The 14,908-nt window shown below is 65.0% G+C and carries 14 protein-coding genes and 1 pseudogene; 10 read left to right on the plus strand and 5 right to left on the minus strand.

Translation table 11 applies throughout. The annotated features are described in order from the left end of the window. The first annotated feature begins 32 nt into the window (after positions 1-32). From rplQ to H8A92_RS15065, 3 genes are all read left to right on the plus strand, one after another. Positions 33-449 (plus strand): 50S ribosomal protein L17, encoded by a 417-nt coding sequence (gene rplQ / locus H8A92_RS15055; protein ID WP_212014904.1) that lies wholly within the window; start codon positions 33-35, stop codon positions 447-449. Positions 450-762: 313 nt separating this feature from the next. Continuing rightward, positions 763-1,557, plus strand: coding sequence for an SDR family NAD(P)-dependent oxidoreductase (locus H8A92_RS15060; protein ID WP_229196519.1), 795 nt, complete (start codon positions 763-765; stop codon positions 1,555-1,557). A 9-nt stretch (positions 1,558-1,566) separates the two neighbouring features. Continuing rightward, the gene (locus H8A92_RS15065; protein WP_229196520.1) at positions 1,567-1,863 is read left to right on the plus strand and encodes a DUF1330 domain-containing protein; all 297 of its coding nucleotides are present in this window, start codon (positions 1,567-1,569) and stop codon (positions 1,861-1,863) included. On the opposite strand, the gene H8A92_RS15070 is transcribed toward H8A92_RS15065, so the two are convergent. The 3 genes from H8A92_RS15070 to H8A92_RS15080 all read right to left on the minus strand — a co-directional run bounded on the left by H8A92_RS15070 (position 1,860) and on the right by H8A92_RS15080 (position 5,372). Further along, on the minus strand, positions 1,860-2,987 hold the full coding sequence (locus H8A92_RS15070; protein WP_229196521.1) for an Rv3169 family protein: 1,128 nt from the start codon (positions 2,985-2,987) through the stop codon (positions 1,860-1,862). The two genes, H8A92_RS15065 and H8A92_RS15070, sit on opposite strands and share 4 nt — an antisense overlap. 32 nt (positions 2,988-3,019) lie before the next feature. Continuing rightward, entirely contained in the window at positions 3,020-4,099 is a 1,080-nt protein-coding gene (locus tag H8A92_RS15075) for a phosphotransferase family protein (RefSeq protein WP_229196522.1), read from the minus strand. A gap of 259 nt (positions 4,100-4,358) precedes the next feature. Further along, positions 4,359-5,372 carry a zinc-binding alcohol dehydrogenase family protein gene (locus H8A92_RS15080; protein WP_229196523.1) on the minus strand — a complete coding sequence of 338 codons (1,014 nt, stop codon included), beginning with the start codon at positions 5,370-5,372 and terminating at the stop codon, positions 4,359-4,361. A 117-nt stretch (positions 5,373-5,489) separates the two neighbouring features. On the opposite strand from H8A92_RS15080, the gene H8A92_RS15085 reads away from it, so the two are divergent. After that, a complete protein-coding gene (locus H8A92_RS15085; protein ID WP_229196524.1) occupies positions 5,490-5,867 on the plus strand; it encodes a winged helix-turn-helix transcriptional regulator in 378 nt (125 codons plus the stop codon). Positions 5,868-6,269: 402 nt separating this feature from the next. On the opposite strand, the gene H8A92_RS15090 is transcribed toward H8A92_RS15085, so the two are convergent. Next, positions 6,270-7,883, minus strand: coding sequence for an OprO/OprP family phosphate-selective porin (locus H8A92_RS15090; protein WP_229196525.1), 1,614 nt, complete (start codon positions 7,881-7,883; stop codon positions 6,270-6,272). Between the two features lie 344 nt (positions 7,884-8,227). Between H8A92_RS15090 and H8A92_RS15095 the strand changes: the two genes are divergently transcribed. From H8A92_RS15095 to H8A92_RS15115, 5 genes are all read left to right on the plus strand, one after another. Then, the gene (locus H8A92_RS15095; protein WP_229196526.1) at positions 8,228-9,586 is read left to right on the plus strand and encodes a DegQ family serine endoprotease; all 1,359 of its coding nucleotides are present in this window, start codon (positions 8,228-8,230) and stop codon (positions 9,584-9,586) included. Positions 9,587-9,629: 43 nt separating this feature from the next. Beyond that, positions 9,630-10,964 (plus strand): replication-associated recombination protein A, encoded by a 1,335-nt coding sequence (locus H8A92_RS15100; RefSeq protein WP_229196527.1) that lies wholly within the window; start codon positions 9,630-9,632, stop codon positions 10,962-10,964. A gap of 166 nt (positions 10,965-11,130) precedes the next feature. After that, a complete protein-coding gene (locus H8A92_RS15105) occupies positions 11,131-12,039 on the plus strand; it encodes a LysR family transcriptional regulator (protein WP_229196528.1) in 909 nt (302 codons plus the stop codon). A 101-nt stretch (positions 12,040-12,140) separates the two neighbouring features. Continuing rightward, a complete protein-coding gene (locus H8A92_RS15110; protein ID WP_229196529.1) occupies positions 12,141-13,031 on the plus strand; it encodes an NAD-dependent epimerase/dehydratase family protein in 891 nt (296 codons plus the stop codon). A gap of 9 nt (positions 13,032-13,040) precedes the next feature. Beyond that, entirely contained in the window at positions 13,041-13,352 is a 312-nt protein-coding gene (locus H8A92_RS15115; RefSeq protein ID WP_338026544.1) for a DoxX family protein, read from the plus strand. A 301-nt stretch (positions 13,353-13,653) separates the two neighbouring features. Here H8A92_RS15115 and H8A92_RS15120 read toward each other — a convergent pair whose 3' ends face one another. Continuing rightward, the gene (locus H8A92_RS15120) at positions 13,654-14,592 is read right to left on the minus strand and encodes an alpha/beta hydrolase (protein WP_229196531.1); all 939 of its coding nucleotides are present in this window, start codon (positions 14,590-14,592) and stop codon (positions 13,654-13,656) included. 132 nt (positions 14,593-14,724) lie between these two features. Between H8A92_RS15120 and H8A92_RS15125 the strand changes: the two are divergent. Continuing rightward, positions 14,725-14,908: pseudogene (locus H8A92_RS15125) on the plus strand (RluA family pseudouridine synthase); the annotation flags it as partial.

Consider the following 14,908-nt stretch of genomic DNA (forward strand, 5'->3'; position numbering starts at 1 on the left):
CACCGCGACAGAATTGAAGAAGGAAGAAGTCAATGCGTCACGGCAAGGTTCATCGGAAGCTCAACCGCACCGCCGAGCATCGGCGTGCGATGTTCGCCAACATGGCGGCCGCGCTGATCAAGCACGAGCAGATCGTCACCACGCTGCCGAAGGCCAAGGAGCTGCGGCCGATCGTCGAGAAGCTCGTCACCCTCGGCAAGAAGGGCGGGCTGTCGCTGCGCCGCCAGGCGATCTCGGAGCTGCGCGACCTCGACCAGGTCAAGAAGCTGTTCGACACGCTGGCGACCCGCTACAAGGACCGCCAGGGCGGCTACACCCGCATCATCAAGGCGGGCTTCCGCTACGGCGACAACGCGGCGATGGCCGTGATCGAGTTCGTCGACCGCGACGTCGACGCCAAGGGCCAGGACTCCGGTCCGGCCCAGGGCGGTGAAGCCGAGGCGGCGTAAGCCGGTCTCGCCGAGCAGGCCTTAGGCTGCTCTCGATCCCAGGTTTTGAAAACGGCGCCTTCGGGCGCCGTTTTTGTTTGGCAACGGCTCTCTCCCCGCGGTCGTCCTGGCGAAAGCCAGGACCCATAACCCCAACTGCTGATTGTTGCATTCGTTGGGGCCACGATCCCGCTCACCATCGAACCCGGTGGTAATGGGTCCTGGCCTTCGCCAGGACGACCTCGCTGTGGCATGTTCCTCACGCATCGGTGAAAGCGATTGCGGCTCGTAGTGCCGCGCCCGATATCTCCGTCACCATCAATGGAGATGACAGATGAAAATCGACCTTTCCGGAAAGACTGCGCTGGTGACCGGTTCGACCGCGGGCATCGGCAACGCCATTGCAAAGGGGTTGGCCGGGACCGGTGCCGAGGTCGTGGTCAATGGCCGCGGTCAGGCCAAGGTCGATGCGGCGGTGGCCGCGATCGAGAGGGCGATACCAGGCGCGAAGGTCCGCGGCATTGCCGCCGACGTCTCGACAGCGGCCGGTTGCAAGGCGCTGCTCGCGGCGCTGCCGGAGGTCGACATCCTCGTCAACAATGCCGGCATCTTCGAGCCGAAGGGCTTCTTCGACATTCCCGACGAGGACTGGAGCCGCTTCTTCGAGGTCAACGTGATGTCGGGCGTGCGGCTGTCGCGCGGCTACATGCAGGGCATGCTGAAGCGCAACTGGGGCCGCATCGTCTTCATCTCCTCGGAGTCCGGCCTCAACATCCCCACCGAGATGATCCATTACGGCATGACCAAGACCGCGCAGCTTGCGATCGCACGCGGGCTCGCCGAGATGACCAAGGGCACTGCCGTGACCGTCAACTCCGTGCTGCCCGGACCGACCATGTCCGAGGGTGTCGAGACTTTCGTCAAGGATCTCGCCAGGCAGAACGGCCAGTCGCTCGAGGAGGCGGCCTCCAACTTCGTCAAGCAGCACCGCCCGACCTCGCTGTTGCAGCGCTTCGCCAGCACGGAAGAGATCGCCAACCTCGTGGTCTATGTCTGCTCCAGGCAGGCATCGGCGACCAATGGCGCCGCGCTGCGGGCCGAGGGCGGCATCGTCAATACGATCGCGTGAGGCGCGATCATGTCAGCCTATGTGATTTCCGAAGTCGACGTGAAGGATGCCGCCGGCTTCGAGGCCTATCGCACCATCGCTGCCAAGGCGATCGCGCAGTATGGTGGACGTTATCTGGTGCGCGGCGGTGCCGCGGAAGCGGTTGAAGGCGGACCGCCGCCGAAGAACATCATCGTCGTCGAATTTCCGTCGATGGCGCGTCTGCGCGAATGGTACGCGTCGCCGGAATATGCCGAAGCGCTCAGGCATCGGCGGACCGCGCTCGACCGCCGCTTGATCTTCGTCGAAGGCGTGCCGCCGAACTAGGCTTTGGCGCCGTCGAGGAACTCGCTGAACCCCGCGGGAGGATAGGGGCCGAAGCAGATCTGCTCCAGCACGCCGATTCCCGTCTGGCTGCCCTGGCGGGCGCGCACGACCTGTTGCACGTGCACGTTCTCGCGGGCCAGCGGGTCGAGCGCCAAGGGATCGAACGACTCGCCGCCGATCTCGAGCTCGCCCTTCCACATGCCCTGGCCCCATTGCGGATGGCCGTAGCCGAGGCCCTTCATCTGGAATTTGAGGATCGGGTCGAGCGCGATGGTCGTGGTGTGGCCGTCGATATCGACCAGGTCGATTTCAGCCGAGCGCGCCAGCCGCGTATTCGGCACATAGGTCACGCGGTGCCGCGCCGTCGCCATGCGGCGGTCGAGCCCGTCGACCACGCCGGGGATCTCGGCCTCGCTGCGGTAGAGCGGCGCGGTGATGCCCTCGCGGACCAGCGCCTCGCCATGCGTCCCGTCGAAGAAGATGGCGTGCGAGATGTGGTCGTCCCAGACCAGCGGGGCCCAGAGGAAGAACACGCTCGGCGGCGGCATCGGCGCACCTCCGACGTCGCGTTCGCCGACATTACGCACGCCCCAGGAGCGATCCTTGGTGCCGTAGCACGTGCGATCGTCGACCTTGATCCCGCCATCGGGGTGGTGGATGACGCCGCTCCAGCGGCCGAACTGGTCGAACCGGGTCGAATCCATCGCGCGGCGGTCGCCCGACCAAAGCGTCTGGCGCGCTTCCTGGATCGCGGCCGTGCGCGCCGAGAAGGTCAGGTCGCAGGCGAGGCCGGTTGCGTTGTCGTCGAGCACGACGCGGGTCCGCAACATCGGTTCGAGCACCTCGAGCCGGAACGGGCCGACCTGCATCTCGGTGCGCTCGATCGGCGCCCGCCGCGAACCGTAGAAGCAATGCTGGCGTCCGCCGCGCTCGACGACGCTGAACGCGCAGTCGAGAATCTTGCGGTGCGGGTAGATCGCAATGCCGATGCCGAAATAATACGCGCCGTCGGCGGTGTAGCCATTGAACCAGGTTCGATCATAGACATTGCGGTCGCTGGTCGAGGGAACCGCGATCGGCTCCGGCGTCTGGTGGATGGGGAAATCGTCCAGTTTGTTGAGCACGCCGATCCCTTTCGAATTCGCGCGAAACAGCGTTAGTCCTGCCAGTATGAAAAACTGTCGTGGTCGAGTGCTTGCGCGCAGGCGCCGCGGGTCATCTTCAGGAATAGCGCGTCGCCGCGCTCGGAGCGCTGCACGCTGAGCGCCGAGACCACGCCCATCATGATGCCATGCAGCGTATAGCGCCGGTAATCCCGCCAGCAGTCATCCCAGCCATAATCCCGCACGCCGCGCCGGACCAGCTCGGAATGATAGAACCGCACCAATTCGGCTTCATGAAGCCGCCGCTCGATCGGGTCGATGCCGGCCGACAGGAAGTAGGCGACGTCGACGATGCCCGGTCCCACCGTCAGCGTCTGCCAATCCAGCGTCGCCATCGGACTTGTGTTGCCGCGCACGTCGAACAGGATGTTGTCGAGCCGGAAGTCCGCATGCTGCAGGGTTCGCGGCACCGTTCGATCGGACTGGTAGCGCGGGATCGCATCCGGCAGCCGGTCGATCAAATCAAGGAATTCCGGCTCGATGACGCCACGATATCGCTCCTTGTACTGACCGATAATGCCGGGCAACACCGCGCGAAGGTCTCTGCGCCGGCCGGCCGCGACCACGAAGCATTGCACGGCATCGAGCGTCGGGTCGCTCCATCGCGGTGCATGCAGCGCGGCGGCCTCGGTCATTGCTGTCAGGCAGTCTGCGATCGAGCATCCGGCGAACTGGTCGCCCGGGCGGGCCGGGGCCAGATCTTCCAGGATCAGCGTGAAGTCGTCGGTGGCCGGATCGATTTCGGCGAGGATCGGCCGCGGTGTATGAATGGCGACGGTCGCGGCCAGCTCGCGATAGAACGCGACCTCGCGTACATAAAGTGTGTGCGCGGAACCCGAACGGCGGCTGTCGGGATCTGCGGCCGGGAATTTGCCGACGACGCTCAAGGGCGCATTCGGCTCATTGCCGTCATAGCTCAGGCGAAATCGATAGCTGTCGCCGACGAGGCCGTTGCCGACCGGCTTGCAGGCGAGATCGATGACCCTGGCCTGGTCGATCACACCGGCTGCGCGCAGCGCCCGCGTCATCCACTCCGGATCGATCCGCGACGGATCGGCCGTGAGCAAACTCATCGGTTTCCTCCCATCCCCGTGGGCGTCACCACCGTTCCTGCCGCGTCGGGCGCGGCCGGATTGAAGGCGGGGTGATCGTTGCGCAAATCATACAGGCGCCGTCGGCTTTGGCAAAAGCCGCGAGCGGCCTGTGGGGATATCTCGCGAGGTGCGGAGGTGCGTAGGGCGGGTTAGCGTCAGCGTAACCCGCCGTTCTCCGCGCGTGGCGCGGTGGATTACGCCTTCGGCTAATCCACCCTACACCTTTGCGTTAATCGTCCTACCAGCCTTCCAGCACGATCTTGCCGCGTGACTTGCCACTCTCCAGCAGCGCGTGGGCGCGCTTGAGGTTGGCGGCGTTGATGGTGCCGAAGGTCTGGTCGAGCGTGGTGCGCAGCACGCCCTTGTCGATCAAATCGGCAACGTCGTTGAGCAGTTGATGCTGCGCGATCATGTCAGGCGTCTGGAACGAGGAGCGCGTGAACATCGATTCCCAGTGCACCGAGACCGCCTTGCCCTTGAACACGGCGACGTTGAATTCGGCGGGATCGTCGATCAGGCCGAACTTGCCTTGCGGCGCGATGAAATCGGCGATCGACTTGTAGTGCTGCTCGGTGAAGGTGAGGCTGGCGACGAGGCCGACGGGCGGCAGCTTCAGTTTCTCGATCTGCTCCTTCATCGGCTGCGAGTGGTCGATCACCGCATGCGCGCCGAGATCGAGACACCATTTCGCCGACTCCGGCCGCGTCGCGGTCGCAACAACGGTGAGGCCGGTGAGGCGACGTGCAAGCTGGATCAGGATCGAGCCGACGCCGCCGGCGCCACCCGTGATCAGAAGCGTGCGCGGATCGAGGCTCTTGCCCGGCACCGCACCGAGCCGGTCGAACAGCAGCTCCCAAGCGGTGATCGAGGTCAGGGGCAGGGCGGCGGCTTGCGCGAAGGACAGCGATGCCGGCTTGTTGCCGACGATGCGCTCGTCGACCAGATGAAATTCCGAATTGGTGCCCTGGCGCTGGATCGAGCCCGCGTAGAACACTTCATCGCCGGGCTTGAACAGCGACACGTCGGGCCCGACCGCATCGACCACGCCGGCCGCATCGAAGCCGAGGATCTTGTAGCTGCCGTCGGTCGGCGCGGAGCGCTTGCGCACCTTGTAGTCGACCGGGTTGGCCGAGATCGCCTTCACCGCGACGCGGATGTCGCGCCCCTTCGGCTCAGGCTTGGCGATCTCGAAATCGACGAGCGAATCCGCCGCCTCGATCGGCAGCGATTTTTGGTATCCGACGGCCTTCATGCCTGGTCTCCTTGGTGGCGATTGCCTGCCGTGATACCTGTCGCGCTGGCGTCGTTTTGGCAAGTACTGTAAAAACAGGGACCTAGTCCCTGTTTGTATACTATTGGGAAAATACCGATGAAACGGAAGAACTTTGCACGCCGGCCGGGCTGCGCGGTCGAGGCCGCGCTCGACCTGATCGACGGCAAATGGAAGGGCGTCATCCTGTATCACTTGCAGGCCGGCACCCAGCGCTTCGGCGAGTTGCGGCGCCGGATGCCCGGCATCACCCAGCGCATGCTGACCAAGCAGCTGCGTGCGCTCGAGGACGACGGCCTCGTGATCCGCAAGGTTTACGCCGAGGTGCCGCCGCGGGTCGAATACACGCTGTCCGAACTCGGCGAGAGCCTGCGGCCGGTGATCGATATTCTGAAAGCCTGGGGCGAGGACCATCAGGAGCGGCTGTCCTGCGCGCCGGCGCCGGAGGTCGTCGTGAAGAAGAAGCGCGCGGCGTAAGGCACGACGAGATTGGGTCAAACGGTATCAGCACGGAACTGCGTTCCCTCTCCCTCTTGCGGGTAGGGCAATCGCATATGGCAAAAGAACTTCGTCGTCCCGGACAAGCGTAGCGAAGCGGAGCGCAGATCCGGGACCCATAACCACAGGGCGGGGTGATAAAAGCGAGCTGGGGCCACAGCCTTGTTCAACAACAAGGCCCTGTGGTTATGGGTCCCGGCCTGCGCCGGGACGACACCGAACTTTGCATATGCGATTGCTCTCCCCCGCAAGCGGGAGGGGTGTAGCGAGTCCGCCGTCGGACCGATTCCACCCAACGTCATCGCAATCGTGCACGCGACAATAAAAAGGCCGGGAGCGATGCTGCTCCCGGCCGTTGTCATGATGTCTGTTCAGATCGAGTCAGAACGCAACCTGCGTGCGCAGGGCGACCGCGTCGAACTTCGAGCCGACATCGGCAGTCGAGGTCGCTGACGCCTGCTTGGAGATATCGCCGTGCAGGTAGTTCAGCATGAAGCGGACATTGTTGTTGACGTACCAGTTCAGTGCGGCGGTATAGACGGTCTGCCGTCCGCCGGCGACGCCGACCGCCTGGCCGACTTGGTCGTTGAGGTTCATCTGGCTGACGCGGCCGGCGATTTCCCAGGCGCCCCAGCCGCCGCCGGCAAGCGAGAACGGATCGTGCGGCTTGATACCGCCGTACGAGGCCGTCGCCGGATTGTAGGCGTGATTCTCGCCGGTCAGCACGTAGCCGACCTGCGCATAGCCGCCATCGAATTTCAGGCTCGGCGCGCCGAACGGCGGCAGCCCGGTATTCGCAGTGCGGTCGACGTTGAACCAGTAGTACTCGCCCTGTGCGATGAACGGGCCATAGGTCGCCGCCGCCTCGACGCCGTAGACCTGCGCGCCGGAGACGTTGGCGATCGCACCGGTCGAGATCAGCGTCGTCGGATCGATGCGCAGCTCGGGCCGGTCGCTCAGCGTGAGCGTTTGCGCCTGCGTGAGCTGGTTGCGCGGCGGCTGCACCAGCCATTCCGCATCGGCGCCGATATGCACCGAATAGTCCTTGCCGCTGATCGGATTGCCGGCGACGCGGACCACCGCACCATACTGCTCGGACGTCCCGGCCGGGGTAACGCTGGACGCGGAGTGGATTGAGCCCGTGGTCGGTCCGGTGGCATAGGCGCCGGCCCAGAGCTGGTCATTCCACCAGCGGGTGCCGATGGCCGAGCGGAAGTCACCGGCGGCGACGTTTTGCGCGATGATGCCGGCCGAGGCGCGCTCCATGAACAGGATGTCGTTGGAGCTGGTGGATTCGTCCATGGTCCAGAGCAGGTCCATGATGCCGGCTTCGATCGCCATCTTGCCACCGAACGGCTTCAAGCCGGTGTAGCTCAGATAGGCGTTCTCGACGCCGGAGGTGCCGCCGCCGGGCAGCGATCCCGGTGCTGCGCCGCCGAACCCGTCGGAAGAGCCTCCGAAGTCGTAGATCAGCGCGTAGTTCCAGTCGCCGAAGAACTTGCCGACGATGCCGATGCGGGCGCGGCGGAGGTTCTCGCCGCTGTCGAGCTTCTGCGGCGAGGTGCCCGCGGTGTTCGGACGATAGTCGTAGCCGCCGACATCCCAATGCACGCGGCTGGTGATCGCAACGCAGTTCTGTTCGTCCGCGGTGCAGATCGTCGGTCGGTTGTTCGGCAGCGTCACCACGACGCCCGACGGCGCCACCGGTCCCTTCACCGGGATCGCGGCATTTGCGGTTGCGACGCGCGCGGCCTTCGCATCAGTTGCCTTGGCATCCGCCGCCTTCGCGTTGGCGTTTGCGCTGGCTGCGGTCGCGGTATTGGCGTTGGTCTGCTTCTGCAGTCTGTCGAGCTTCTGCTCGAGCAGCTTCAGCTGCTGCTTGAGCAGCGCGATCTCCGCGTCGCTGCCGCCTCCGGCCGATTGCGAATAGGCCGGCGAGGCGGCAAGCGCCCCTGCCAACCCGATGGCGATTGCACCAACTTTTGTCGCACCCATTGTGCACCCCTGTTGTGTTTGAAGTCCCCACTCACTCACTGAAATGTCCTAGGAGTCGAACGTGACTGACGCGCGACAGCGATTTCGAGTCTCGCAGTTCCGCTTGTTGTCCGCAGGCAACAAGCGGAGCAGCGCAGTGAGATGACAGCCATCATAGAAGTTCGGCGGCGTGCTTCAACGCGGCTGGCAGGGGTTTTGCACTGGTTCGGCGGGGGCCGTTTATCCGGCCGGGCGCCCTTCAATTGCCGCGCGAACACGCCTATATTCCGGCGTTTCCTCGAGAGGTGAGAATGCTCCGACCCGCCCGTTTTGCTGCCATATCCGCTCTGTGCACGCTGGCTTTCATGGGGAATCTGTTCCCGTCCGCGGCCCAGGATCGCCGCGTACCGTCGTCGCAGGCCGAGCTTCAGCTATCCTATGCGCCGATCGTGCAGCGGGTGCAGCCAGCGGTGGTCAATGTCTACGCCGCCAAGACCGTGCAGAACCGCAATCCGTTCCTGGACGACCCGATTTTCCGGCGCTTCTTCGGCGTCCCCGGGCAGCAGCCCGAGCAGATGCAGCGCTCGCTCGGCTCCGGCGTGATGGTCGACGGCTCGGGCCTTGTGGTCACAAACAATCACGTGATCGAGGGCGCCGACCAGGTGAAGGTCTCGCTCTCCGACAAGCGCGAATTCGAGGCCGAGATCGTGCTGAAGGACAGCCGCACCGACCTCGCGGTGCTGCGGCTGAAGGGCACCAACAAGGAAAAATTCACAACGCTCGACTTCGCGAATTCCGACCAGCTCCAGGTTGGAGACGTCGTGCTCGCGATCGGTAATCCGTTCGGCGTTGGCCAGACCGTGACGCACGGCATCATCTCGGCCCTGGCGCGCACGCAAGTCGGGATCACGGATTATCAATTCTTCATTCAGACCGACGCCGCGATCAATCCCGGCAACTCGGGCGGTGCGCTGGTCGACATGACCGGCCGGCTTGCCGGAATCAACACCGCGATCTTCTCGCGCTCCGGCGGCTCGCAGGGCATCGGCTTTGCGATCCCGGCCAACATGGTGCGCGTGGTGGTGGCCTCCGCCAAGAGCGGCGGCAAGAATGTGAAGCGGCCGTGGCTCGGTGCACGGCTGCAGGCCGTCACGCCCGAGATCGCGGAGACGCTCGGGCTGAAGCTGCCGACCGGCGCGCTGGTCGCCAATGTCGCGCCGAACAGCCCGGCGGCGAAGGCCGGGCTCAAACTCTCCGACCTGATCGTCGGGATCGACGGCACGGCGGTCGACGATCCCAACGCGTTCGACTACCGCTTCGCGACCCGTCCGCTCGGCGGCAGCGCGGAGATCGAGGTGCAGCGCGCCGGCAAGCCGGTGAAGCTCACCGTGCCGCTGGAGACCGCGCCCGATACCAACCGCGACGAGATCGTGCTGACCGCGCGCTCGCCGTTCCAGGGCGCAAGGGTCGCCAACATCTCGCCGGCGCTCGCCGATGAGCTGCATCTCGACGCCGGCGCCGAGGGTGTCGTCGTCACCGAGCTCGCCGATGACGGCACCGCCGCCAATGTCGGCTTCCAGAAGGGCGACATCATCCTGGCGGTCAACAATGAGAAGATCGCGCGGACCAGCGATCTCGACAAGGCCTCGAAGGCGGGGTCGCGGGTCTGGCGCATCACGCTGGTGCGCGGCGGCCAGCAGATCAACGTGACGCTCGGCGGATGAGCCCCAAAAGGTGAACCGCAAGTGAGCCCCAAGTGAGTCCCAAGTGAGTCCGAAGCAACCGCGCGAGGCCGGCAACCTGTTCGCAGCGGCGGGAATGGAGCAGGACGCGCCACACCCGCTGCCGGACCGGCTGCGCCCGCGCACGCTGGCCGACGTCGTCGGCCAGGATCATATCCTCGGGCCCGACGGCGCGCTGACCCGCATGCTGGAGACGCGCACCTTGGGCTCGCTGGTGTTCTGGGGTCCGCCCGGCACCGGCAAGACCACCGTGGCGCGGCTGCTGGCGGACGCCACCGAGCTGCATTTCGAGCAGATCTCGGCGGTGTTCTCCGGCGTCGCCGACCTGAAGAAGGCGTTCGATGCCGCGCGCGCCCGCCGCGAGACCGGCAAGGGCACGCTGCTGTTCGTCGACGAAGTGCATCGTTTCAACCGCGCGCAGCAGGATTCCTTCCTGCCCGTGATGGAGGATGGGACCGTTGTGCTGGTCGGCGCCACCACGGAGAACCCGTCCTTCGAGCTCAATGCGGCGCTGCTGTCGCGCGCCCGCGTGCTGGTGTTTCACTCGCTCGATACGGCCGCGATCGAGCGGCTGTTTGCCAATGCCGAGAAGATCGAGGGCAAGAACCTGCCGCTCGATGCGGAGGCGCGTGCCGTGCTGGTGCGGATGGCCGATGGTGACGGCCGCGCCTCGCTGACATTGGCCGAAGAGGTCTGGCGCGCCGCGCGCAAGGGCGAGGTGTTCAATGCCGAACAGTTGCAGGCCATCCTGCAACGCCGTGCGCCGATCTACGACAAGTCGGCCGACGGCCACTACAATTTGATCTCGGCGCTGCACAAGTCGGTGCGCGGCTCCGATCCGGATGCAGCACTGTATTATCTCGCACGGATGCTCGATGCCGGCGAGGATCCGCTGTTCCTGGCGCGGCGCGTGGTGCGGATGGCGGTCGAGGATATCGGCCTGGCCGATCCGCAGGCGCTGGCGGTCTGCAACGCCGCCAAGGATGCCTATGATTTCCTGGGCTCGCCGGAAGGCGAGCTCGCGATCGCGCAGGCCGTGGTCTATCTCGCCACCGCGCCGAAATCGAATGCGGTCTACATGGCGTTTGGTGCGGCGATGCAGACCGCAAAGCAGGGCGGCTCGCTGCTGCCGCCGAAGCACATCCTGAATTCGCCGACCAAGCTGATGAAGTCGGAAGGCTACGGTTCCGGCTATCAGTATGATCACGACGCGCCCGACGCGTTCTCCGGCCAGGACTATTTCCCGGAGGCGCTGGGCCGCCAGACCTTCTACGATCCCCCTGACCGCGGCTTCGAGCGCGAGATCAGGAAACGGTTGGATTACTGGAACAGGCTCCGCAAGGAGCGCGGCGGGAGCTAGAGCGAGATGAGATCAGGCCGTGGACTCATTGGCGCGCTGCCATAGCCTGATTGACGCAAGTGAAGCAGATCGGATCGCTGTGATTGCTTTTCGACAGGATGTTGGCCCACGGCGCTCGACGTATGGCCGCTATCCCCGTTGAGCGCATCCGCTTATGATCGGCCACATGGATATAGCCGGCTTCGACCTCAACTTGATGAAGGCCTTTGATGCGCTGTACGCGGAGCGTCACGTGACGCGCGCCGGATCGCGGATCGGCCTCAGCCAGTCGGCGATGAGTGGAGCACTCACGCGCTTGCGAGAGCTTCTCGGGGATGAGCTCTTCGTGCGAACGCCTTCAGGCATGCAGCCGACGCCCCGCGCCCATGACCTTGCTGGTCCCGTCTCGGACGGGCTCCGGCTTCTCCGGAGCGCGCTACAGGCCGATAGTTTCGACCCCGCGACGGCGGACAATACCGTCACGCTCGCGATGACCGACTATGCGGCGTTCGTCTTGTTGCCGCCGCTTATGGCCCGCCTCAGCGTCGATGCCCCGCACATCAACGTGCGCGTTAGCGGGATGTTCGGACGAGACGAAGCTATCACGCTACTCGACAGCGGCGAGGCGAACCTCGCGATCGGCTTCCCCGTCGAGACGTCAGCGCGCATCATCAGCAGCCCGCTGTTTTTCGAGAGTTTCGCCTGCGTCGTGCGGGAGGGACACCCGGCGTTCGCCGGTGGTCCAAGTCTCAAGGCTTTCGCAGCGGCGCCACATCTTCTGGTTTCTCCCGAAGGCGACCGCTCCGGGATCGTCGATCGAAGGCTTGCCGATCTCGGCCTCGAACGGCGCGTCGTGCTGAGCCTGCCGCAGTTTCTTGCGGCACCCTTCGTGATCGCGGGAACCGATCTCATCGCGACGCTGGCCTCTCGGGTCGCACGAAGGTTCGCTGATACCGGAGCTGGAATAGCGATGTACGATCCGCCGCTCGAACTGCCCACCTGGCCACTCAACTTGATGTGGCACCGGCGGGCGGACACGCATGGGGCTATCGCCTGGCTGCGCGGCATCATCACCAAAATCGCCGCCACGGCTTGACGCCATCGGCGCGATCGATAGCGCCACATCAGGACTTGCGATTTCCATCCGTATTGCCGTTCCGCTTTGTTGGATTCACCTGATTTGAAGAGGTGATCGACATGCGAGTTTTGGTAACAGGCGCGACCGGCTTGATCGGCGGTGCGGTCGCGCATCGATTGAAAGAGGGGGGTCATGAAATCGTGGGGCTCGCCCGGTCGCAAGCGAGCGCGGCCAAGCTGCTGGACCGAGGCTTCGCGGTCGAGACAGGTGAGCTTGCCGACCCGGCGAGCTTGGCCTCGGCGGTGCGGGGCGTGGACGCCGTCGTCCATGCCGCTTCGCCCAACGACCAGAACGCTGCGTCTCTCGATGAGATTGCGACGCGTGCAATCCTCGAAGCCCAGCGCGGAACGGGTAAGCGCTTCATCTATACCAGTGGCAGCCTGGTCTACGGCTCCACGCGCGACACGCCGGCGACCGAGGACACGCCACTCAACCCGGTCGAGATGGTTCGCTGGCGGCAGGCGCTGGAACGCGAGATCCTCGCTGCCGGAGCCGAGGGCGTCCGTCCGGTCGTTATCCGGCCTGCCTGGGTATACGGCAACCGAGGCGGCGCCGCGATGATGATGGTCGCAGCGGCCAGGGAACATGGCGCGGCGCTTCATGTCGGCGACGGTCAAAATCGCTGGTCGACCGTGCATGCCGACGACCTGGCCGATCTCTATGCGCTCGCGCTCGAGCGGGCACCGGCGGGATCCGTCTTCAACGGTGCGCACGGTTCGGCGTCGCGGCTCGTCGAGATCGCACGCGCAGCAAGCGAGTTAGGCGGCGCCGGGGGCCGAGTAGCGGCATGGCCGCTCGACGAGGCGCGCAAGGTCCTGTGGGGATTCGCCGATGCGATCGCCTCCGATCAGATCATCTCGGGCGAGAAGGCGAAGCGTGAACTCGGCTGGAACCCCTGGCGGGCATCGATCATCGACGAGTTGCGCGCTTATGCGTTGGCGGTCGCTTAAGTCATGCACATGATATTCGTCAGGTTGCTTGCCGCTGCCTTCGCCAGTGCGGGTCTGTTCAATGCGATCGCGACATCGACGACGCGGAGCAACTTTGTTCGATGGGGGTATCCTGCGTGGTGGTGCCGAGTCACCGGGGGATTGGAAATATCGGCCGCAATCCTGGTCGCTCTACCGGCAACCCGTACGGCAGGTTTGCTCCTCTGCGCCGTGATCCTCGCGGCGGCAGCTTTGACCATCCTGCGACATCGGGAGTTTTCCCATCTCGCACCGATCGGTTGCTTTGCCGCGTTGCTCTTGATGGCGATTCGGATGTCTTGAAAGATCGGTGGCTTCCGGGCACTTCCGGAAGCTGCCGATCGGCTTGGAATGCCGAAGGAGAACTAGGCCCCTTTGGCTTCAACCGACCTATGCAAAAGCCTTGGGCCGGGGAGCATTTGCGAAATTTCGGAATATTAGAAGAATATCCCTGAGTTGCCCGACGTGTCAAGCTGCTCGGACAGCTGCTCGGTCGAACGTTGCTCGGTCGAACGCCGGCCCGCCGGCTCCTTTGCATGGGGTTGTTTTCGATATTTTGGCAACGCCCGCTGCGACGGTCCAAACTTGATACTGCTCCGGCGCGTCATTTGACGCTCTTCACGAACTCCAGAATCTCATCCGTCAGCCGGGTGTCCGGCGTGTTGATCGAATAGACCTCCGACATATGGCTGTGCTGCGGCAGCATGAAGCTGCGGGCGCAGCCGCTCGGCCGCTTGCAGGTAGCCTGCTTCAACAGCTCGAACTGCTCGACGAAGCGCGGCGGATCGAGCTCGGCCGCGGTGATCAGGAGCGGGATCGGGCTTCCGACCAGGCCTTGCAGCGAGGAGCGTTCGGCATAGCGCGAGGGGTCGGAGCCGTAATAGGCGAGCTCGGCGTCGCCGGCCGGCGAGGCCGTCAGGTCGTAGATGCCCGACACCATGATCGCGCCGGCAAGGCCGCCGCCCTTTACCTTGTGGAATTCGCCGTGTGAGACATAGCTTGCGACATGGACCGCGCCGGCGGACTGGCCCATCAGGAAGATGCGCGCAGGGTTGCCGCCGCGGGAGGCGATGTTTTCCGAGACCCACTGCACGATCGCGCCCATGTCTTCGGCGCCTGCCGGCCACGGAAACGCCGGCGCCAGGCGGTAGGTGGCATTGACGCCGACGAAGCCCCTCCTTGCGGCCCACAGCATGACGTTGTCGTAGAACGGGCTGCCGGGGCCGCGTTTGTTGCCGGCGACAAAGCCGCCGCCATGGATGTAGATCAGCACCGGTCGTGGCGCCGCCGCCGTGTCCGGCGCGAAGACGTCGAGGAGGTGGCGCTCGGCGGGGCCGTATTTGACGTCGCGCTCGACCTTGACGCCCTGGTAGGGCTCTTTCTGTTGCAGCGGTGCGTACAGCGCAGCCGTCTTGGGCGGGTCGATGACGCGGCCGAGTTCCAGGAGCTTCCAGGCCAGATCTTCCGGCATCGGGCTTTGCTGGGCGAGCGCCGGGCCCGTGAACGTCAGGGCCGCCGCCAAAGCCGATATCGCCAGTCTCATTTCCAAAGCCCCCCGCCGATTGCGTGCGCGGCCCAAGATGGCCGACGCCGTGCCGGATTCACGCCGATTTCGCCGTGACGATTCGCGGCATTTGCGCTAGGCACAATGCAGGTCTGGAGCCGAAAAACCACCATGAGCCGCCGTATCAAGAGAACCACATCGCCGGGCGATCGCGCCAAAGGGCGCGACAAGGGCCGTGACAGCGACCGCGCCGGCGATCGTGGCAAGGAACGTGGCAAGGTCGGATCGGCGCAACGCAGCCGGAAGCCGGACGATCGCAAGTTCGGTGATCGCAAGCCGGGTGACCGGCCGTTCG

Origin of the sequence: Bradyrhizobium acaciae (assembly GCF_020889785.1) — a bacterium.
GTDB classification, from domain to species: Bacteria; Pseudomonadota; Alphaproteobacteria; order Rhizobiales; family Xanthobacteraceae; genus Bradyrhizobium; species Bradyrhizobium acaciae.